Source organism: Streptococcus mitis (assembly GCF_946190335.1).
Taxonomy (GTDB): domain Bacteria; phylum Bacillota; class Bacilli; order Lactobacillales; family Streptococcaceae; genus Streptococcus; species Streptococcus mitis_CH.
In genome coordinates this window covers 274,069-295,093 of sequence record NZ_CAMHZN010000003.1, presented here as the reverse complement: position 1 = coordinate 295,093, position 21,025 = coordinate 274,069, and the positions used below count along the sequence as shown (strand labels likewise).

At 40.0% G+C, this 21,025-nt stretch carries 18 protein-coding genes, 2 pseudogenes and 1 riboswitch; all 20 genes and pseudogenes read right to left on the bottom strand.

What is annotated here, in order from left to right; all coding sequences use genetic code 11:
- Positions 1–3,848: Rib/alpha-like domain-containing protein (locus N8O43_RS06540; protein WP_261089789.1), on the bottom strand; the 3,848-nt coding region annotated here is incomplete at its 3' end.
- A 454-nt stretch (positions 3,849–4,302) separates the two neighbouring features.
- Positions 4,303–5,068: pseudogene (locus tag N8O43_RS06535) on the bottom strand (transposase).
- 236 nt (positions 5,069–5,304) lie between these two features.
- A pseudogene (locus N8O43_RS06530) lies at positions 5,305–5,515 on the bottom strand (hypothetical protein).
- Positions 5,496–5,645: a hypothetical protein gene (locus tag N8O43_RS06525; protein ID WP_236564374.1), complete on the bottom strand. Its 150-nt coding sequence runs from the start codon at positions 5,643–5,645 to the stop codon at positions 5,496–5,498. The pseudogene N8O43_RS06530 and the gene N8O43_RS06525 overlap by 20 nt, the downstream one beginning before the upstream one ends.
- Positions 5,646–6,067: 422 nt before the next feature.
- Positions 6,068–6,460, bottom strand: coding sequence for a 30S ribosomal protein S9 (rpsI, locus tag N8O43_RS06520; RefSeq protein WP_000075973.1), 393 nt, complete (start codon positions 6,458–6,460; stop codon positions 6,068–6,070).
- Positions 6,461–6,478: 18 nt separating this feature from the next.
- Positions 6,479–6,925: a 50S ribosomal protein L13 gene (gene rplM / locus N8O43_RS06515; RefSeq protein ID WP_001044624.1), complete on the bottom strand. Its 447-nt coding sequence runs from the start codon at positions 6,923–6,925 to the stop codon at positions 6,479–6,481.
- A gap of 215 nt (positions 6,926–7,140) precedes the next feature.
- Positions 7,141–8,340 carry an ABC transporter permease gene (locus tag N8O43_RS06510; RefSeq protein ID WP_049542523.1) on the bottom strand — a complete coding sequence of 400 codons (1,200 nt, stop codon included), beginning with the start codon at positions 8,338–8,340 and terminating at the stop codon, positions 7,141–7,143.
- Positions 8,337–9,230 carry an ABC transporter ATP-binding protein gene (locus tag N8O43_RS06505; protein ID WP_084930414.1) on the bottom strand — a complete coding sequence of 298 codons (894 nt, stop codon included), beginning with the start codon at positions 9,228–9,230 and terminating at the stop codon, positions 8,337–8,339. The genes N8O43_RS06510 and N8O43_RS06505 overlap by 4 nt, the downstream gene beginning before the upstream one ends.
- 235 nt (positions 9,231–9,465) lie before the next feature.
- Complete coding sequence (gene pheT / locus N8O43_RS06500; protein ID WP_261009434.1) at positions 9,466–11,871, bottom strand: phenylalanine--tRNA ligase subunit beta; 2,406 nt, start codon at positions 11,869–11,871, stop codon at positions 9,466–9,468.
- A gap of 76 nt (positions 11,872–11,947) precedes the next feature.
- Entirely contained in the window at positions 11,948–12,457 is a 510-nt protein-coding gene (locus tag N8O43_RS06495) for a GNAT family N-acetyltransferase (protein ID WP_000619938.1), read from the bottom strand.
- A complete protein-coding gene (gene pheS, locus N8O43_RS06490) occupies positions 12,457–13,503 on the bottom strand; it encodes a phenylalanine--tRNA ligase subunit alpha (protein WP_000103743.1) in 1,047 nt (348 codons plus the stop codon). The genes N8O43_RS06495 and pheS overlap by 1 nt, the downstream gene beginning before the upstream one ends.
- A 270-nt stretch (positions 13,504–13,773) precedes the next feature.
- A complete protein-coding gene (locus N8O43_RS06485) occupies positions 13,774–14,223 on the bottom strand; it encodes a GNAT family N-acetyltransferase (protein WP_025171197.1) in 450 nt (149 codons plus the stop codon).
- A 4-nt stretch (positions 14,224–14,227) separates the two neighbouring features.
- A complete protein-coding gene (locus tag N8O43_RS06480; protein ID WP_000867293.1) occupies positions 14,228–14,647 on the bottom strand; it encodes a hypothetical protein in 420 nt (139 codons plus the stop codon).
- 27 nt (positions 14,648–14,674) lie between these two features.
- Positions 14,675–15,325 (bottom strand): phosphatase PAP2 family protein, encoded by a 651-nt coding sequence (locus tag N8O43_RS06475; RefSeq protein ID WP_125453133.1) that lies wholly within the window; start codon positions 15,323–15,325, stop codon positions 14,675–14,677.
- A complete protein-coding gene (locus N8O43_RS06470) occupies positions 15,315–15,878 on the bottom strand; it encodes an ECF transporter S component (protein WP_000185823.1) in 564 nt (187 codons plus the stop codon). Before N8O43_RS06470 ends, N8O43_RS06475 begins: the two co-directional genes overlap by 11 nt.
- Positions 15,879–16,031: 153 nt before the next feature.
- Positions 16,032–16,181: riboswitch (FMN riboswitch) on the bottom strand.
- Between the two features lie 59 nt (positions 16,182–16,240).
- The gene (locus N8O43_RS06465) at positions 16,241–16,744 is read right to left on the bottom strand and encodes a tRNA (cytidine(34)-2'-O)-methyltransferase (protein WP_000181386.1); all 504 of its coding nucleotides are present in this window, start codon (positions 16,742–16,744) and stop codon (positions 16,241–16,243) included.
- Positions 16,745–16,936: 192 nt separating this feature from the next.
- Entirely contained in the window at positions 16,937–17,767 is an 831-nt protein-coding gene (locus N8O43_RS06460; RefSeq protein ID WP_261089782.1) for an energy-coupling factor transporter transmembrane component T family protein, read from the bottom strand.
- Complete coding sequence (locus N8O43_RS06455; protein ID WP_261089781.1) at positions 17,752–19,434, bottom strand: ABC transporter ATP-binding protein; 1,683 nt, start codon at positions 19,432–19,434, stop codon at positions 17,752–17,754. Before N8O43_RS06455 ends, N8O43_RS06460 begins: the two co-directional genes overlap by 16 nt.
- A 168-nt stretch (positions 19,435–19,602) precedes the next feature.
- Complete coding sequence (locus tag N8O43_RS06450) at positions 19,603–20,148, bottom strand: ECF-type riboflavin transporter substrate-binding protein (protein ID WP_033689391.1); 546 nt, start codon at positions 20,146–20,148, stop codon at positions 19,603–19,605.
- Between the two features lie 15 nt (positions 20,149–20,163).
- A complete protein-coding gene (locus N8O43_RS06445; protein WP_001063590.1) occupies positions 20,164–21,012 on the bottom strand; it encodes an SAM hydrolase/SAM-dependent halogenase family protein in 849 nt (282 codons plus the stop codon).
- Positions 21,013–21,025 lie beyond the last annotated feature (13 nt).

Here is a 21,025-nt window from a genome sequence, read left to right as displayed (position 1 = left end):
TCCACATTGCCAATGCTGTTTCTTGCTTCTGGTACTGCTCCATTGTCCACTGTTTGGACTGTTGGTTCTGGTTTGTACGTGTCTGCTTGTCCTTTGACATTGACTTTCACTGGAACTTCTTCGCTTGTGCCATCTGGGTAACGAACGATCACTGTTCCGGATACTTCGCCTGGTTGTCCTACGGCTGTATTTGGTGCGCCATCTTTCCATTCAAACGTTGTTTTCGGTGGTAAGCTGTCCACATTGCCAATGCTGTTTCTTGCTTCTGGTACTGCTCCATTGTCCACTGTTTGGACTGTTGGTTCTGGTTTGTATTCATCTTTTTGTGCACGAACATTTACAGTTACATTCACGGTATCTTTTGAGTCATCAGGATATGTTACAGTTACGCTACCTGCTTTATCTCCAGGTCCTGTTGTTGTACTTGGAGTTGTTGCCCATGTATAGGTTGTTCCTGCTGGTAATCCATTTTTATTAACACTTGTTCCTGCATCTGGTTTTACATCATAACTCACCGTTTGTTTTTGCACATTAGGAGTTGCAGTATATTTCGTTGTCATTGATTTGACGGTAATCGTAAATTGTCTTTGACTAGGATTGTCTGCATTATCTGTTACTTGAATAGTTGCAGTATAAGTTTTACTATCTTGTCCAACAGGTAATTTTGTTACTTCTTGAACTCCATTTTTAAATTTAATTGTCTTAGTCGCATTGTCATATACTAAGAAATCTGGTAAGCCCGTTACCGTTGTTGATTTAACACCAGTTCCTCCTGTATTATCAGTAGCTGCAACTTTTATAGAAGGTAATGTTCTATCCAATGCAATTAAATCCCAATTTTGTCTATCACTTGGTGTTGTGATCGTTGGAGCTGTTATGTCTTTTACTTCTAAAGGTATGTCAACTGGATCTGTCGTATTATCTAAATAAGTAACAGTCGCTTTAATCGTTTGAGTTCCTGCATTTGCTGTACTAATCGTTCCAGCAGTAACGGATTTCACCTTACTATTACCGTTATTACTAATAGCAACTGCTGCTTTTAAGTCATTATTTGTAATCGGAACATTTTGATTTCTAACGATTTTATTTCCTGTAGGAGCATATTCATCGCTTAACTTACGAACACTTACAGTTACATTCACAGTATCTTTTGAAGTATCTGGATAAGTGACTTCTACTACCCCAGATTTGTTACCAGGGCTTGATGTATCTGGTTTTGTTTTCCAAGCATATGTTGTCCCTGATGGTAATCCTGTTTTATTGATATTTGCTTCTGCGCTTGGTTCATCTTTATAGCTAACTGTTTGTGTTTGAGAATTTGCAGTTGCTGTATATTTGAAAGTTTGTGGTTTCCATACAAAACGAATACGTCCTGGTGCTCCATTATCATTCGCATGACCTACATGTTCATAGTTCGCATTTCCAGCCGGATCTTCGGTGTATAAATAACGAGTAATTGATTTTTCACCGGTAAATGGTTGATTATTAATATTCCCACTCACCGTAATTGTTGCTGGTTGTGCATCTGAACCTGTAGTTTCAGATTTAATCTTAGTTGCTGTTAGATATAAGCCATCTGGGCTTCCTCCACCTAAATAGCTATTATCTTCTTGTCCTAGTCCCTGTCTATTATCTGCTGCAAATGCTAAGTAAACTTTAGAAACCTTTCCATTATTATCTTTTGCTTTTAAAGTAATATTATTATTTTCATGTGAATATACATAAATTTCTTGATTACCAGGATTATCATACGGAATTTCTACTGTCGGTCTAATATTATCAACAATCTCAACAGGAATATCGACTGTTTTCATCGTCGTATTTCCACGAAGAATTTCAATTTGTTTATGATGAACCGTTGGTCTTGAAGTATCTACAGTAGATCCACCTTTCCAACGAATCGTCAGATCGGTCGCAGGTGCTGTTCCATTTGATAAAGTGATATAACTTCTAGCATCACCAAGTTCACCACTTTGATGTTGATTAATACGTTTGTCTTGTTTTCCTACAAAATCTAGCACTGTATATGGTGTCGATACATCTTTAACGGTTCCATTTTGATAATTTACTGTAACAACAGCATTTCGTGTTCCCGGTTGTTGTAAATTAAATGGTGTTTTCCATTGCACATCAACAGTAGATGGAAGTTCATTTCCTGTTTTTGACTTCACAAGATTTCTAGGATTTTTGTAGAAATCATGTGGATCTCCGTATAATGCCGTAATATTTTGATGTTTTGCTATAGGCTCATTCTGTGCATTTGTTTGAATTGTTTTAGGTGCAAATCCATCTTTAAAGTGAATCGTCATTGTTGCACCGTCAGCAGAAACTTCGGCATGATCATAGTCTACATGGACTGGTCTATTGACTACTTCAGGGTGTGCATCCTCAAACTTTTTAATTAAAGCTTTTTTTTCGGGTTCCGTTAAATGACGGACATCATCTACATAAGTTGGTGTTGCCAAATCATTAACCGTATTACGCTCACTTTGAGCTTTTACATGAAATGTATAAGTAATACTATTTTCCGGATTTCTTCTTCCTGCCGCAATAGTTACTCTATAATCACCAGGCTCTACAGCTTCTCCCGTTTTATCATAACGCCCAAGCCAACCTCTTATAACCGCTTTAACTTCTGGATTATTAACAGGCCATACACCAGATGTGATATCCTGAAAGTCTTCCTTTCCAGTACGAGGATTTTTATAAGCAACTCTCAATGTTATACCTTTAAGCTTATCTAAACCACTAATAACACCTACAGTTTTTAAATAATATGGTGATTTATCTTCCTTACCTCTATTTTCTCCATATTCATACTTATATAAAGGTTCTCCTGGGCCTCTTTGACCTAACACTCTCATAAATGAGTATATCTCATCAGAATTATAATACGTCAAATCAGTTCTAGTTTCATTAACTAACCCAGCTTCTCCTCTTCCATGCTGATTTTGCGTAGGTAAAAAGTATACCGCCCTAAATCTACTCTCACCATTCCCATTAATAGGTTGGCCATTTCTAGGGTCACGTTTACCAGAATGAGCTCTTGTCATTCGATTTGCTACTTTATTTCGAAGACGTGTGACTTCTTTTAGGAGCGACTCTACCTCGTCCTCCCTGTTACTATCCTCAGAAAGTTTTTCAGCTGTTTTAACTAATTCTTTCTCAGCATCGCTGAACTCATAATTTATTTGATTAGCTAAACTGTAAATTTCATTTACAGTTTCTGTTACTTTTGCTATTTTTTCTTTGCTTAAATCTGATTTCTCTTCTTTTTGAGGCTCAGTTTTTTCTCTAGACTCTGAGGCTTTTTCTTTTTCAGGTTTATCCTCTAATTTTTCAAAAGATTCTTTAAGAGCTTTCTCTTCTTTATCTACCTCTTCTTGACTTACTGTCGGACTTTCCATCAGTTGTTGTGCGCGCGACAAAGAAAGATTCAATTTCTCTACTGAATCTATAGTTTTTTTGCTTAAGTCTATATTCTTAATTTTTTCTATTAATTCGATTAAAGATTGTTTATTAACCTCTGTTTTAGCTACATCCTCTTTTTTATCGAGCTCATCAGATTTTTTTGATAATGGAGAAGTGACTCCCAAATTAATCTCATTATCTTCCTGCTTAATTACTTCATCTTTAGGTGTTTTACCTTTATCCCTATCATCTCCATCTTCTGCCGAGTTCATTGATGTAACAACTGAAGATGCCACTTCATCTGCTCTGACAACTTGTGTTTGTTGCAATCCTATTGCACCAGTTGCTAAAAAAAGAGTACAGCCAAAAAGAAAATGCTTCCCTTTTTTTACCATTCTCCAATTCTTTTGATTTATTCCTTTACGATTAAATAACATAACAGAAACCCCTTAATAAAGCATTAATTAATACAGTTTATTATATCAAATTATTCAAAATTACTCTACCCTTTTCTTCCATATTTTATTTTAATTGATTGAATTTAGAGTGGTAAACTGCAACTTCTAAAATATTACTAGAAATTTATTTGAATTTCCCAATCAGTTTATTCATATTTTACTTCATTCCACTATAATTCTGTAGAGTATCTAGTATTGATACCAAAGCAGAGTCACAAAGTATTAATTAAATATATTTTTAAGTATAACTTAACATTACTCAAACCCACTATGAATACATTAAATTTATAAAATGTAAACTAGGTCCCCACTCCCAAATCTCTCCTCTAAAGAAACACCTTTTTACGTATACCGCTTAGCATAATTCTTGAAAAATTCTATACTATTTATCTATTTAATACTTTATGAAATATTCAGAACCTAGATTGTCAAATTAAGTTAGATTTTTCATGTAACTCAGAAAAACTTGGTATGGTATTTGATAATTCAAAGACTTTTTAGGAATTCTATTTCTTTTATCAGTTTAGCTGATAAATAATTTTGAGAAATATTAGTAAAATCCATTTGTTTCGGTAGTCTATTTCGTCTTAATAAGCCATTAGAATGTTCATTGAGACCTCGTTGACTAGGACATCCTAGATACGCAATGAAAATATCAATGTCATGTGCTAAGACAAGTGTCACAACGTTATTCAGAATATAGCCTGATAGAGTGACCAACAGATGTACTTTGAATCCTCAGAACCAACGGTACTTAGAGGAATTGTATCCAATGTCGCCTAGTTCATGGAAAATACATGCTCAATGATTACGAATAGGTTGACAAAGTGATAATGGAAAACTATCGATGATGACAATACTATTTTGAGAAAGTTGAGTATTCATGGCTTGCCGAATGATTTAAACTAACCAAATCAGCTGTCTTAACCGTCGATTAAATCGACTTCTTTCAGGGAGACACCCACAGGGAAAGAGTTGGCATATCCGATAGAAATGACGTTGTGATTTAATGCCTAGTTCAGTCTGTAAAATAAGCAAAACTAATAGAGACTGATCTGAAACCTTAGACAAGCTGATATTGTTACGATGTTTGTAAGATTCGGGACATTGTTCACTATATAGCTGAAGACAAATTTTGATAATTATTTCAAAGTCCATTGCAAGTGATGAGATTTACCTGTATATTGTAAGTCGCTCATTGGGGCTAACCTCCTGTTTGTTTCAACACTTACAGTGTAGTCCTTTTGAGCTTTTTATTGTATTTTGAAAATAAATAGCACCACGAGTACAATTTATTAAAATCAATTATTGACTTGTTGTTATGGCATTCAAATTAACAACTCGGGGTTTGGGGATTCCCCAAAATTCAAATCATCCCAAAAGTTAGATTTTTCTGTCTAACTTTTAGGGTGCAGTTCAATTTAACCGCGTTTCCTTATTTTAAAATCCTCATATGTCTTTCTTTTTTATGATTAGCATCGTAGTATTCCAGCATCGTAGTATTCCAGCATCGCATGATACAAACGAGCCTTCGTTTTATCTTGTTGTTTAATTCCATGAAGAAATAATTCTGCTCGCTTTAATTTCAGTATGTATTCGCATATCTGATCAAAATCCTTGTCCATATTACTTTTGAAAATAAACATCTTTTTCCTCCATCACATCAACTATTTTTTGCATCAAAATAGACATATCCATTTTATTCTCATAGCTTATTCTCCCAACTACAGTTGCAAGACGGGCTATAGAATTGATATTCTTTCCGACTTGTTCCAACTCTTCTGTTAAAGGAACTAAACTTTCAGAGGTTATCAGAAGGTTATCACAAAGCTATACGAGCTTAAAAATCGACAAAAAAGAGTTTGGGACAAAAAGATTTTTATTTTAGGAATTCTTTATTATAAATTTTAAAAATCGATAGATTAGACAAAAAAAGCGAACAAGACAGAATTCTGAGTGTCAGATAACTCGTTTTGTTCGCTTTTTATATTTAAGGTTAGACTTTTGTCCCAGACTCTTTGAAACATTGATATAATCGTATTGATTAACGTTTTGAGGCAACTGACCTCGTCAGGTTGCAGTCACATTTGTAAGTGACTAAAGTCGCAACAACTGTGTCAGTTGCACCAATTTAGTAAGAAAGTACAAAAAAGAACACCCCGAAAGGTGCTCTTTGTAAGTATAGTAATTCTTTCGAATTAACGTTTACTAAATTGTGATGCTTTACGAGCTTTCTTAAGACCTGGTTTCTTACGTTCAACTTTACGTGAGTCACGTGTAAGAAGTCCTGCACGTTTCAATGAATCGCGGAAGTCTGGGTCTACTTGAAGAAGGGCACGAGCGATACCGTGACGGATAGCTCCTGATTGACCAGCGTATCCACCACCTACAACGTTAACGAAAACGTCGTATGAACCTACAGTTGAAGTAACTGCGAACGGTTGGTTGATGACAAGACGAAGGTCAGCGTGTGGGATGTACTCTTCAACATCTTTTTTGTTAACAGTGATTTTACCAGTTCCTGGAACAAGGCGAACGCGTGCAACAGCGTTTTTACGACGTCCAGTACCTGCATATTGTGCTTGTGACATACTTTATTGTTCCTTTCCTTAGATAAGTCCTGAAATGTCAAGAACTTCTGGTTGTTGTGCAGCGTGAGTGTGCTCAGCTCCAACAAATACTTTCAACTTCATACCTTGAGCGCGTCCAAGAGTATTGTGTGGAAGCATACCTTTAACTGATTTCTCAATCAAACGTACTGCATTTTTAGAACGAAGTTCACCTGCAGAGATTTGTTTCAATCCACCTGGGTGGTTTGAGTGAGTGTAGTAGATTTTATCAGTTGCTTTTTTACCAGTCAATTTAACTTTTTCAGCATTGATAACAATTACAAAGTCACCTGTATCAGTGTGTGGTGTAAATGTTGGTTTGTTTTTTCCGCGAAGTACGCTAGCAACTACTGCAGAAAGACGTCCAAGTGGTACATCAGTTGCGTCAACTACGTACCATTTACGTTCAACTTGGCCTGGTTTAGCCATAAATGTTGTTTTGTTCATGATTTCTCCTATATATAGTTCGATTTTTGTTTACGGTGATGGGTGTTCCTTCCCATCGAAAAGTATTTGGAAGGTTCCGGGGCCTTTCAAATGGGGTAAACAATACCGCCTACTATCATACCAAATTTCACCCCTAAAAGTCAATAGATATGAAAAATATTTTTCTAAATTCCACTCTTTTTGTCTCTAAAAAACCTCGCTTTCGCGAGGCTCTTCTATTTATAAGATAAGGCACGTTTAAAGGTTTTCCAAGGACCTAAATCATCTGTCTGCAAAACGAGACTAGCATACATACGTCCGATAAAGACTGTTGCAGTTACTGCAAAAGCAATCGTAATCGCAAGCGAAATCCAAGCTTCTAACCCATTTGCATAGCCATTAATGGCTCTAAATGGCATGAAGAAGGTCGAAATAAAGGGAATATATGAACCAATCTTCAAGATGAGATTGTCACCAGCTGCACCTAGAGCTGTCACTCCAAAAAAACCACCTATAATCAAAATCATCAAAGGCGACAAGGCTTTTCCTGAGTCCTCAGGACGAGAAACCATAGAACCTAGGAAGGCTGCTAAAACAACGTACATAAAGAGGCTAACCAAGACAAACAATAAGGTGTTGAGCGAGAAAGCCTCTCCTATATGGTTTAAAATACCAGATTGTGCCAAGATTGGTAGGTCTTTAAAGAGAAGAATGGCAGCAAGTCCACCCACGACGTAAATGCCAATATGGGTCAAAATCACAAGAAGCAGAGCCAGCATGCGAGCGTAGAAATAATGACTAGCTCGGATACTAGAGAAGACCACCTCCATGATTTTGGTTCCTTTCTCGCTAGCCACTTCCTGAGCAGTGACACTAGCATAGGTAATCAAAATCATATAAAGGAAGAAACCAAGCCCTGCGGCCGCAATGGTTTGAACAATTTTTTTGTTTTCCTTAGATTCATCAATCTTCTCAGTAAAATCAACGGTTTGACTCAGGCGTTTTTCCTGTTCTTGAGACAAATTAGCTGCCGAACGATTGAGTTGGTATTGCAGTTCATTTAGTCTATTGGTTACAGCTAGTTTGATGCCACTTTCAAGAGAGGTTTCACCATGATAGACGGCCTTGATGACGCTGTCCTCTTGGTCGACGGTTAGGTAACCCTTGATTTTCTCATCCTTGATAGCAGTTTGGGCACTGGCTTCATCCTTATAATCAAAGTTGATACCATTAGTACCCTTGAGCCCTTCTTCCACAGATGGCACTGTTGTTACTACTGCTATCTTGCTATTCTTGGCCATAGAAGACCCTTGGAGGTAGCCAATTCCTACAGATAAGGCTAAAAAGAGGAACGGCGAAATCACCATAAAGAAGAAACTCCATGACTTAACATGTCGAAGATAGGTTTCCTTCATTACAACCCACATATTTCTCATACTTCCACCCCTGATTCTAGTTTAAAGATTTCATCAATTGTTGGCGCTTGCTGGTCAAAGGTTGCGATGTATTGCCCCTGAGTCAAGATTGGGAAGAGTTCCCTTCCAGCGCTCTCATCCTCTAAGATCAATTTCCAACTGCCTTGTTTGGTCAAACTCACCTGTTTGACATGAGGAAGATTTTCCAATTCTTCCTTACTTCGTTCACTTGAAACAAAGAGACGCGTTTTCCCGTATTGATTGCGGACATCCTGGACCGGCCCATGCAAGACCACACGGCCATCTCGAATCATGAGAATATCGTCACAAAGCTCCTCGACGTTGGTCATGACATGGTCAGAAAAGATAATGGTTGCTCCGCGCTCTTTTTCCTGAAAGATGACTTGCTTGAGCAATTCAGTATTGACTGGATCCAAGCCACTGAAAGGCTCATCCAAGATAATCAAGTCTGGCTCATGAATCAGAGTAATGATGAGCTGAATCTTCTGCTGATTTCCTTTTGACAGGCTCTTGATTTTATCTGTCAGCTTTCCTTTCACTTCCAACCTCTTCATCCATTGAGGGAGTTTTTCCTTGACTTCCTTGGCATCCATACCTTTTAGAGTCGCCAAGTAGCGAACTTGTTCAAGGACTGTCAATTTAGGCATGAGACTGCGTTCTTCAGGCAGATAGCCAATCCGAGTGTAGGTCTCTTGACGAATATCCTGACCATCTAGACTGATTTCTCCTTGGTATTCTAAAAACTTCAAAATACTGTGGAAAATCGTTGTCTTCCCAGCACCGTTTTTCCCGACTAATCCCAAAATACGACCTGGTCGCGCTTGAAAGTCAATACCAAACAAAACTTGCTTAGGTCCAAAACTTTTCTCTAGACTTCTTACTTCTAGCATCTTTCACCTCCGAAATGTCTTGCACTCATTATACTCCTTTTTGATAGCATTTACAATGATTTCTGTCCATTTTTATCATCCTCATTTTAGTAAAAAATCTTAGGGTACTTTGAGTTATGAGTACATTATACACTGGTAAACTCCAATTTATCTTCTCTGTTCCTCAACTGTCTATTTTTGATCCTGAATTGTTATTTGAAAAGCAAAAATCCACCCCAAAGGATGGATTGATACTTTAACGCACTTCTGCATTCACTTTTTCTTCGAGAGAAGCTTGGATTTTTTCCATATAGCGTGCGACTTCTTCGTCAGTTAAGCTATCTTCCGGATTTTGGAAGGTCAAGCTATAGGCCATTGACTTCATACCAAGTCCCAATTTCTCACCTGAAAAGACATCAAAGAGTTTGATATCTGTCAAACGTTTCACACCGGCAGCTTGGATAGCGTCCACAACTTCTTGGTGAGTCACTTCTGCCTTAAGGAGAAGGGCAACGTCACGGCTGACTGCTGGGAATTTCGTGATTTCCACAAATGGAGCAGCAGGTTGAAGGGCTACTTCGATGGCTGAAAGGTTGAGCTCAGCCACATACGTTTCTGGAATATCGTAGGCCTTAGCAGTGACTGGGTGTACTTGACCAAGGAAACCAAGGACTTGGTCACCAAGTGAAATCATAGCTGTACGTCCTGGGTGGAGGCTTGCAATTTCAGCTGTAGCTGTATAGGTCACTGCAAGTCCCAAACGAGCAAAGAGGGCTTCAAGGATTCCTTTAGCATAGAAGAAATCAACTGGAACTGCTGCTGTTTGGAAATCTTTTTCAGCAACCAAGCCTGTCAAGGCAAAGGCAAAGCTGTTGATCTCATTTGGAAGTTCTTCTTTCGGATTACCTGTTTGTTCAAAGACTTTTCCAATCTCGTAAAGGGCCAAGTTTTTATTCTTACGAGCTACGTTGTAGGCCACCGTATCCAAAATACCTGAGATCATATTTTGACGGAGGACAGAACGATCCACTGTCATTGGCCACATGAGTTCTGTAAGGTTACTTGGTTGAGCTGTAAACTCAACTGCTTTTTCAGGAGTTGTCAGAGCATAGGTAATGATTTCTGTTAAACCTGCTCCTTCAGCAATCGTACGAACTTGACGGCGAAGTTTTTGTGTCACAGTCAATTCACCAGCTGTTCCATCGTCTTTTGGAAGACTAGTTGGCAAGCGGTCATAACCATAGATACGAGCGATTTCTTCAAAGAGGTCTGCTTCAATAGTGATATCCCAACGACGACGTGGTACGCTGACTGTAAAGCTATCTGCATTTCCAGAAAGGCCAAAGCCAAGACGACGGAAGACATCTTCTACATCAGTGTATGAAAGCTCCGTACCAAGGACGCGGTTAACGTCTGCAAGGGTTGAAGATACTTCTACATCTGCAGTGTCAAGCTCACCTGCTGAAACGATGCCTTTACGTACAGTAGCACCAGCAAGTTCTGCAATCATGCTAGCTGCCGCATCAAGGGCTTCATTGACTGTTGCCACATTAATGCCTTTTTCAAAGCGAGAAGACGACTCAGAACGAAGATTCAAGCGACCGCTAGTTTTACGGATAGATTTGCCATTGAAGACAGCAGCTTCAAGGACAACGCGACTAGATTTTTCAGAGATTTCTGTTGCTTGACCACCCATAACACCTGCAAGAGCTACTGGCTTGTCTGCGACAGTGATGACTAAGTCATTCACGTCCAAATCACGTTCTTCACCATCCAAGGTCACCAATTTTTCACCAGCACGCGCTTCACGTACACGGATGTCAGTCCCTTCAAAGGTATCCAAGTCAAAGGCGTGCATTGGTTGACCAAAGTAGAGCAGGATGTAGTTGGTCACGTCCACCACGTTGTTAATGGGACGGATACCTTCATTCATAAGGAGGTTTTGCAACCATTGTGGACTTGGTGCGATAGTCACATTGTCCAAGATACGAGCTGCATAATAAGGCGCCTTGTCTGTTTCAATACCTACAGAAAGGGCATCTGCTGCAGCTTGGTCCGTTTCTGAAAGAGTGAATTCTTTAAAGTTGACTGTCTTGTCATAGATGGCTGCCACTTCGTGAGCCACTCCACGCATAGAAAGGGCATCCGCACGGTTTGGTGTGATAGAAAGTTCGATAATTTCATCATCCAAGTCTAGGTAAGAGAAGACTTCCTCACCTGGAACGGCATTTTCTGGCAAGATTTGGATACCATCTGCGAATTCCTTAGGTACAACTGAGTCAGAAATTCCCAATTCACCAAGTGAACAGATCATCCCAAGTGACTCCAAACCACGGATTTTCCCTTTTTTGATCTTGTAATTGTCAGCGATACGAGCTCCCGGAAGTGCCACCATAACCTTAATACCAGCACGCACATTTGGTGCTCCACAGACGATTTGACGAGCTTCTTCTTCGCCAACGTTAACCTGACAAACATGGAGGTGAGTTTCTGGCACATCTTCACAAGACAAGACCTCACCGACGACAATTTTTGAGAGACCAGCAGCTGGTGATTCGACACCCTCTACCTCGATCCCTGTAGTTGACATTTTTTCAGCCAACTCTTGTGATGGCACATCAATGTCCACCAATTCTTTTAACCATTTATAAGATACAAGCATAATTTATTTCTCCAGAATGACAGTTGTCACTCTAGTTATTTTCCTTTCCTATCATTTCAATAGAAGAATCCTCTTCTTACCTTAATTTCTTTTTCAGTAACCAATCCGTATCTACTTTTTGACCAACCATAAAATGATGTTGGCTAAATTTTTCAAAACCATATCGATTATAAAATGCTTGAGCTTTTGTATTATGCTCCCAAACACCTAGCCAAGCCCAAGAAAAACTATTTTTTGTAGCAAGTTCAAGAGCGAATCCAAACAATTGCTTACCTAGTCCAAATCCTTGGAATTTTTGTAGCACATAGAGGCGTTGAATTTCAAAAGCATCCTCTAATTCTCTCTCAGTCTGAGCACTTCCCCAGTTGACTTTGAGAAAACCAGCTATCTCCTCTTCATGCATAATGAAATAGGTTTCGGATTCTGGATTTTCCAACTCAGTTGACAAAACTCTCAGACTATAAGACTCTTCAAAGTATTCCTGTAACTGCTCTTCCGTATTATCATGAGCAAATGTTTCACTAAAGGTTTGTTTGGCAATTTTGGACAACACCCCAACATCTGCCTTTTCTACTTTTCTAATCATTATTTAAACTGTTCTGAGAAGCGGACATCTCCTTGGTAGAATCCACGGATATCGTTGATTCCGTAACGGAGCATAGCTACACGCTCTTGACCAAGACCAAAGGCAAATCCAGAGTAAACTGTCGCATCGATACCACTCATTTCAAGGACACGTGGGTGAACCATACCGGCCCCCATAATTTCGATCCAACCTGTTTTCTTACATACGTTACAGCCTTCTCCACCACACTTGAAGCAAGAAACATCCACCTCAACAGATGGCTCTGTGAATGGGAAGTAGGATGGACGCAGACGGATTTGACGCTCTTCACCGAACATTTTTTGGACAATCAACTGCAGGGTTCCTTGAAGATCTGCCATAGAAATGTTCTTCCCAACAACCAAGCCTTCGATTTGGTGGAACTGGTGACTGTGAGTCGCATCGTCCGTATCACGACGGAACACACGCCCTGGCGAGATCATCTTCAAAGGACCTTTAGAAAAATCATGGGCATCCATAGCACGCGCCTGAACTGGAGACGTGTGGGTACGGAGCAAGATTTCTTCAGTGATATAGAAAGTATCCTGCATATCGCGAGCTGGGTGGTCTTTGGGAAGGTTCATACGCTCAAAGTTATAGTAGTCTTGCTCCACTTCAAAACCATCCACGACTTGGTAACCCATACCGATGAAGATATCTTCGATTTCTTCACTGGTTTGTGTGAGGACGTGGCGGTGACCAGTCGCAACTGGACGACCTGGAAGGGTCACATCGATACTCTCACTTGCTAATTGAGCTGCAACTTTCTTTTCTTCCAAAAGCTTAGCAGTTTCTTCAAAAGCTGCTGTCAAGACATCACGCGCTTCATTGACATGTTTCCCGATAATCGGACGCATCTCAGCAGAGACATCTTTCATCCCTTTGAGGATTTCAGTGAGCGATCCCTTTTTACCAAGGACAGAGACACGCAAATCTTGCATCTCTTTTTCATTTTCAGCAGTAATCTGCTTCAAGCTAGCCAGCGTTTCTTCACGAAGCGCTTTTAATTGTTCTTCAATAGTTGACATAATTCCTCCATCAGTCGCTCGTAGATAAAAAGAAAACCACATGCCAAAAACTCCACTCGGAGCGTTGACACGCGGTACCATCCGTTTTCATCTGACAAGTCAGACCTTCATTTCTAAATCCATGCGCAAGTGAATTCACCCAGCTTTCATATAAAGAGCTTGCAGTCACGGCTCTCCTCCCTGATATACTTCCCTTGAGTTACTAGTCTTGCAGATTTCTATTCAATTACTACATAGTTTATCAGATTTTGAGTTAAAAAACAAGTTAGATTAGACTAATTTCAATACAAAACTCGTTCCTTTTTCTGTTGCTCCATTTTCCACAAATCCAAGCGACTTGAAACAGCGCCTAGATACATGATTGTAAGTGTAGATTTCCTTGACTCTCAATTCTTTCCATCCTTTTATTCGAGCCAATTCAATCAAAGTACTTAGGATCTTTTTTCCAAGTCCTCGATGTTGGTAAGCGGGATTTCCAATCACAATGGGGAGATTGTCCTGAGATAGTGTAACATCCCCAATTGGAAACCATTCACCCTTCTCCTTGACTTCAATCCAAAAAAGCTCACCATGCTGATCCAAATAGGAATACATGGCTTCCAAAGTTTCTTGACTATAAGGAAGCTTCACCCCATCTACGAGGTGAACCAAGTTCACATCCTGATACCAAGCAAGAGCTTCTTCACAATGATTGACCTTATAATAAGGAACAAGACGCAGTGAATTATCTATTTGTAGGGTCTGTTTCATCTGCTTTCCTTTTCAACAAAAGAGTTGCTGCTTGATTAAAACCATCACACCAGTTATACCATTTTGCTTCATACTCATCTTGAGCTAAGATATGATTTTTTAAATCCAGAACAGAGTAAATTTTTCTTTCTTCGCAGGCTTGCGCATAGAGATGATATAGTTCATCACCACCATCTCTATCCCACTCAGCAGAAATCGTATCCCGACCTGCCAATAAAGCCTGATAAGCCCTGTGATGCCCATCTGTAATCAACAAGCAATCTCCAAAGGCAAGAATACTGATTGGATCGACTTGGATTGTTTCTGCCGACTGGTAAAGCATCTGAATATCTTGCAACTTCTTTTCTGATAAGTATAGTTGAGTCGGATGAAGATCTGCTATATTGACTTTCATTTCTTTCTCCTCAAAGGAATTTGATAGTCACTTCTGCTTGCCTTTAAATCGCCATTGGAAGCGGAGCTTGTCATAGAAGGGAAATTCGATAAACAATACTCCCAAGCCCACACAGAGACTGGCAAGAACGTCTGATGGGTAATGAACTCCCAGATAGACCCTTGATACCAACACACTGACTAGGTAGATAACAAGGACGATTTGCACGATTTTTCTCCAGACTGGATCTTTCATCCGTTGACTGAGAATGACAATCAGAGAACCGACCATCAAGGTTACAGCCAGAGAATGGCCACTTGGAAAGGAAAATCCCTTCTCCTCAACCAAGTGTAAAATAGCTGGTCGTGGGCGCTGGTAAATATTTTTAAAGGTCACGATTAAAAGACCTGCCAAAGCCAGATTTCCCAGCATGAAGAAACTTTCTATCTTCCACCGCTTACGATAAAAGACAAAAGCTGTAATGACAACCCAAGTGATAATCACTGGGATATCAATCAAGCGTGTGATGGCCCTGAAAAGAATAGTCAAGTAATCTGGCAAGTCTCCTCGAACGGCAGTCTGTATCGGTTGGTCAAAACCGACCAGCGTTTCAGGGTAAAATTTGACCATGTAGCCAAGAATAACGAAAAGTAAAAGGGCAAAACTGCCCTTCATTAAAAATGTTTGTTTATCTCTCATAATGTTTTAAGGTTGGTTTCAAGAGAACATACAACAACCAGAATGAAACGGAAAAGATTACACCCTCAATCAAGTTAAAAGGTAATACCATGGTCATTAGGTAGTTGGAAAGTCCCAAAATTTTTCCAATATCAAAGTTAGCAAACTTAGCGTACAAAGGAACAGCATAAACATAGTTGAGAACCAACATAGCCACGGTTAAACCAATAGTCCCAGCTAGAGAGCCTAGTAGGAAACGAAGAGTTGTCCGTTCCTTTTTCCAAATCAAAGCAAATACGATGACAAAAACTCCCAAAGCTACGATATTCATCGGCAAACCAATGTAAGTATTCACTCCTTGACTATTAAGAAGCAATTTCAAGAGTGAGCGAAGCAAGAGAATTCCTAGAGCAGCAGGCAAATCCATGACCACCAGACCCACAAGGACTGGCAAGATACTAAATTCGATCTTGAGGAAGGACGCCGCTGGCAAAAGCGGAAAGTCAAAGTACATCAGCACAAATGAGATGGCTGATAGAATCGCAATGGTCGAAAGTCGACGTGTGTTTGTCATAACAGGTTCCTCCAATTTTCTATAAAATCAGAAGAAGTTAGAAAGGATTCCCCTATCTATTCTCACTTTTTATACCCCAAAAGTTCCCTCGCACTCTATTGAGCAAACGGTTACAATTTAGCTATAAATCTATCAGAACAGACAAAGCTATTCTTTCGTCTTCTCCCATCCAGACTATACTGTCGGTTGTGGAATCTCACCACATCAGCTTGCGCTCGCGGACTTCTTTAAAGAGAAGGAAAAGATCATTTCCTAGTTAAAGTCACCGCCGGTCGGGAATCACACCCTGCCCTGAAGACTCTTTTATCATAACAAAAAACGCTTGCAAGCGCAAGCATTTTGTTCATTTTCATTTTCATTTTTTATTTCAATTTATCCACTTCATAGGTATGAATGAGCTCAAGACCTGCAAAGTTCTGCTGGCGGAGGGCTTCGTAGACAATCATGCAGACGGTATTAGACACATTGAGACTGCGGACATGTTCATCATTCATAGGAATACGGAGAGCTTTCTCAGGATGTTCGCGCATAAAGTCCTCAGGCAAACCCTTGTCTTCACGTCCAAAGAGAAAATAATGGTCTTCATCAGTCGATAAATCCACCTCAGAATAGACTTTTTCCGCGAATTTCGAAATCAGATAGAGTTTGCCCTTCATCTGAGACATGAAATCCTCCAAACTCTCGTAAAAATAAATCTCTAGCTTATCCCAATAATCCAATCCAGCTCGCTTCATCTTGCGGTCATCAATAGGAAAGCCCATTGGCTTGATGATGTGGAGGGGAGAATTGGTCGCAGCGCAAGTACGCGCGATATTGCCTGTATTTTGTGGAATTTGAGGTTCAAATAATACAATGTGATTTGTCATGACTTGCTTCCTTTTACCATTGCAAAAAAATAGCCACACTGCCCGGAGTCAAGCTCAGCAAACAGCGTGGTTAAGGCATCGTTAACTTACCTCACAACAGGTTTGAAGTAAATCAGCGAAACTACTTTCTTAGTATAACACTTTCAGAATCATTGTCAATAGAAACGACTTGATTTTTTCAATTTTTTCAAGCTATTTCCAAGGGTTGTAAAATCGTCCCTGATTCTGAAAGATAAGTAGTAAACTAGCTACTAAAAACACAGCTGCCAAAAGCAAGGTAAGATAGTCTCCTTTTTTCAAGGCCTGATAACTATACCAAGTCCGCTTTTTCTCTTTCCCAAAACGGCGAAGTTCCATGGCGGTCGCAATGGTATCAATGCGTTCTAACGAGCTAAAAATCAAGGGAGTAATAATGCGCAGATTGCCTTTGATTCGTTGCATAAGAGAAGCTTTCTTGGACAATTCCAGCCCACGCGCTTCCTGAGACATCTTGATAGTAAAGAATTCTTCCTGCAAATCTGGGATATAACGCAAGGTCAGGCTGACAGAATAAGCAATCTTGTAAGGTACACCAATTTGATTTAAACTGGAAGCAAACTGACTAGGATGAGTTGTCATCAAAAAGATAATAGCCAGAGGAATGGTGCAGAGATACTTAATGGCCAAATTTAGCAGATAAAAGAGCTCTTGACTGGTCAGAGTGTAGGCACCGATTCCCTGCCAAATCACACTTCTCTCTCCGTAAAGTCCAACACCATACTCGGGAGAAAAGAGGTAGACCATCAAGACGTTTAAAACGGCAAATACCGTCGCAAAAACGGCCACAAAGGAAACATCTTTAAAACGGATTTCTGACAAATAGAGGAGAAAGACCGAAAAGACAGCAATCAGAACAAGCAATCTGGTATCATAGCTAATCATGGCAGCCAATGACACGAGAATGAAAAAGAGAAGTTTCCCAGCTCCTGACAAGCGATGAATCACAGTATCTCTATGCTGGTAACCAATTAATTTTGCTTGCATCCTTCTCTCCTTTCTTTGTAAAATGCCGTTAAAGCAAGTGGATCCACGTCGAGTTTCTTAGCCAAGTTGAAGATAGAAGTTTCTTTTAGATTGGCTTTTACTAACAGCTCAGGACTGCTCAAAAGACTAGCTGGATCAGTATCGGCAATCAATTCCCCATCCACCATGACAAGAGCCCTATCCGAATAATCCAGCATCAATTGCATATCATGGGTAATCATGACAATGGTATGCCCTTTTTGATGCAGTTCTTCGAGAAATTCCATAATCTCAGTATAGTTCTTCTGGTCTTGACCTGCAGTTGGTTCATCTAGGAGGATAATTTCAGCTCCCAAGACCAAAATCGAGGCAATAGTCACACGTTTTTTCTGACCAAATGACAGGGCAGAAATAGGCCAATTACGGAATTCATAGAGACCACAGATTTTCAAGGTTTCATAGACTCTCGTTTCAATTTCCTTCTCATCCACACCTCGCAAACGGAGCCCTAGAGCCACCTCATCAAAAATCATATTGGTTGAAATCATTTGATTGGGATTTTGCAGCACATAGCCTACTCGTTCCGCCCGCTCTGCAACAGAATCTCCTTTGATATCCTGTTCTTCCCAAAGATAGCGCCCTTCCGTCTGGATAAAGCTGCTTATGGCCTTGGCTAGGGTTGACTTCCCTGCCCCATTTTTTCCGACAATGGCAATCTTTTCACCCTTTTTAATATCTAAATAAATGGATTTTAAAATCGGTCTATCATCATAAGAAAAAGACACATCCTCTAATTTAAAGAGTGACTGCAATTCTGGGGTTTCTTTTGCCAGTTCATTCTGCAGCTGAACCTGGCCTTTTGAGATAGACAAGTTATCCAGATTCGCTAATTGTTCTTCCTTGACTAAATCCACACCCAATTGACGGAGAGTCGTTAGATAAAGGGGTTCTCGAATTCCATTTTGTGTCAATAAATCAGTCGCTAGTAACTGATCAGGACCCCCATTAAAGAGGATACGACCATCGTTTATCAAGACAATCCGATCCACAGGGCGATGCAGAACATCCTCTAAACGGTGCTCGATAATAAGAGTCGTCGTCCCCTCCTCCTTATGAATCTGATCAATCAATTCGATAATATCCTGACCTGACTTGGGATCTAGATTGGCGAGTGGCTCATCAAACAAAAGAATCGGACTCTCATCAATCAAGACACCAGCCAGACTGACTCGCTGCTTTTGTCCACCTGACAAATCCTGAGGACGCTGCGGCAGTAAAGGGAGAAGGTCCAGCTTTTCAGCCCATTTATGAACACGACTTTTCATGTCATCTAGAGCTGTCATGTCATTTTCCAGAGCAAAAGCCAAATCCTCTGCCACAGACAGGCCGATAAACTGCCCATCTGTATCTTGCAAAACTGTACTGACCAGATGAGATTTATCGTAGATGCTCATATCAAAGGCTGCTTGCCCCTTGATCAAAAATTCTCCAGACATCTGACCATTGTAAATATTGGGAATAATTCCATTCAAACACTGACCCAAGGTAGACTTACCTGACCCAGATGGCCCAACAATTAAGACTTTCTCTCCCTTATAAATGGTTAAGTCCACTCCTTGCAAGGTCGGTTCTTGTTGCGTTTCATACTGGAAAGAGAAATCCTTCCACTCAATTATAGCTTCTTTCATCTTACTCTCTTCATTCGCTTCTTAGACTTCTATTTTATCATAAATCAAACCCTTCTTACAGTCTCTTCTCGTAAAATCTTAGCGTCAAAAAGAGTCCTATCCTAGCTTGCTTACCCGACTAGTCTATAAACATCGAAAAAGACCGGTTGCCCAGCCTTTTCCTTTATGTTAATCCTTTTTCAAACTTCCTGAACGAGTCTGCGTACGTGAATAAGCTAGTAAGAGAAGGGTACCTGCGATAGCTACAGTTACAGCATTAGCAATTCCCGCAACAATCCCTTGGGCAAATACTTTTTCTGCCGCTTCTTGATAAATCACAACATCTCCAAGTGGTGCCAAGACACCCCAAACAAGAGCATTTGCAACAATCTGAATGAGGTTAAAGAAGACAATATCCTTCAACTCAAAAACACCCTGTGTTACTCGAATGTATTTTCTAAAGAGTCCGACGGCTAGACCAAAGAGACCACTAGCAATAATCCAAGTCCACCAAAGACCGTAGCCAGCAAGAGAGTCCTTCACTGCATGCCCAATTAAACCAACAAGTAGTCCCACTAGAGGGCCAAAAATGATAGACAAGAGGCTCTGTACCGCATACTGAAGCTGGATGCTTGTATTTGGAACAGGTGTCGGAATGCTGATCATCCCGATGACAACAAAGAGCGCAGCTCCAACACCGATAGCAACAACTTGTTTAATTGATTGATTTTTCATCTATATTCTCCTATTTTATGATTCTATTTTCTTTATTTCAATGGTCCAAGATGAACCGACACCTACATTATAGGCCTTGGCAAAGGAACCTTGGTTGATAGCCAAACCTAAACGATAGAGAGAGTTGATGTAAAGGATGGGTTGCCCAATTCTCACATCTGCAAATGATTTGCCATAAACAACCTGATTTTGATAGACCAGCATATCTGCGTGATAGATAGTCACTTCAAAACGGTCACCGAATGCTGGTTCCAGCTTGTAAAATTCTTCTCGTGTGATAGAGGTCCAAAGCGAACCAAAACGCACATCTAGAATATCAATAGCTCCCTTTACCAGATGATCTTCAATGATTGTCTCTACGACTGGAAGCTCCACAATCTGATCCACACTGAGCTCTGGCCCCACTTCCTCAAAACTAATGTGACCACTGGCCAGTTTAGCACCAGTATAGGCATAGACATCACGACCGTGGAAGGTATAAGAATGCTCTGTATTTTGACGTCTATTGGCCACTTCAGAAATCTCACGAATAGCTACAATGCCAACGTGTTTCTTGATAAAAGAAAGAGTCCCATTGTCTGGCGTGACAATATATTGATTTTTTGCAGTCTTGGCAACCACACTCTTACGTTTCGAGCCGACACCTGGATCGACCACCGATACAAATGTCGTTCCCTCAGGCCAGTAATCCACCGTCTGAAAGAGACGATAGCTCCCCTCAAAAATATTATAAGGCGTGATATCGTGCGTCAAATGATGAATTTTTAAGGTGGGAGACTCTTCTAAAGCCACTCCAATCATAGCCGATACCGCACCATCAACCAGACCAAAGTCTGATTGTAATACCAGTAAATTATTATTCATTTTATCTCCTTGT

Bases quoted from the DNA above. Each gene is read 5' to 3' on its own strand.
- rpsI (WP_000075973.1), bottom strand. From the start codon at position 6,460: ATGTCACAAGCACAATATGCAGGTACTGGACGTCGTAAAAACGCTGTT.
- rplM (WP_001044624.1), bottom strand. From the start codon at position 6,925: ATGAACAAAACAACATTTATGGCTAAACCAGGCCAAGTTGAACGTAAA.
- N8O43_RS06510 (WP_049542523.1), bottom strand. From the start codon at position 8,340: ATGAGAAATATGTGGGTTGTAATGAAGGAAACCTATCTTCGACATGTT.
- N8O43_RS06505 (WP_084930414.1), bottom strand. From the start codon at position 9,230: ATGCTAGAAGTAAGAAGTCTAGAGAAAAGTTTTGGACCTAAGCAAGTT.
- pheT (WP_261009434.1), bottom strand. From the start codon at position 11,871: ATGCTTGTATCTTATAAATGGTTAAAAGAATTGGTGGACATTGATGTG.
- N8O43_RS06495 (WP_000619938.1), bottom strand. From the start codon at position 12,457: ATGATTAGAAAAGTAGAAAAGGCAGATGTTGGGGTGTTGTCCAAAATT.
- pheS (WP_000103743.1), bottom strand. From the start codon at position 13,503: ATGTCAACTATTGAAGAACAATTAAAAGCGCTTCGTGAAGAAACGCTG.
- N8O43_RS06480 (WP_000867293.1), bottom strand. From the start codon at position 14,647: ATGAAAGTCAATATAGCAGATCTTCATCCGACTCAACTATACTTATCA.
- N8O43_RS06475 (WP_125453133.1), bottom strand. From the start codon at position 15,325: ATGAGAGATAAACAAACATTTTTAATGAAGGGCAGTTTTGCCCTTTTA.
- N8O43_RS06470 (WP_000185823.1), bottom strand. From the start codon at position 15,878: ATGACAAACACACGTCGACTTTCGACCATTGCGATTCTATCAGCCATC.
- N8O43_RS06465 (WP_000181386.1), bottom strand. From the start codon at position 16,744: ATGACAAATCACATTGTATTATTTGAACCTCAAATTCCACAAAATACA.
- N8O43_RS06460 (WP_261089782.1), bottom strand. From the start codon at position 17,767: ATGCAAGCAAAATTAATTGGTTACCAGCATAGAGATACTGTGATTCAT.
- N8O43_RS06455 (WP_261089781.1), bottom strand. From the start codon at position 19,434: ATGAAAGAAGCTATAATTGAGTGGAAGGATTTCTCTTTCCAGTATGAA.
- N8O43_RS06450 (WP_033689391.1), bottom strand. From the start codon at position 20,148: ATGAAAAATCAATCAATTAAACAAGTTGTTGCTATCGGTGTTGGAGCT.
- N8O43_RS06445 (WP_001063590.1), bottom strand. From the start codon at position 21,012: ATGAATAATAATTTACTGGTATTACAATCAGACTTTGGTCTGGTTGAT.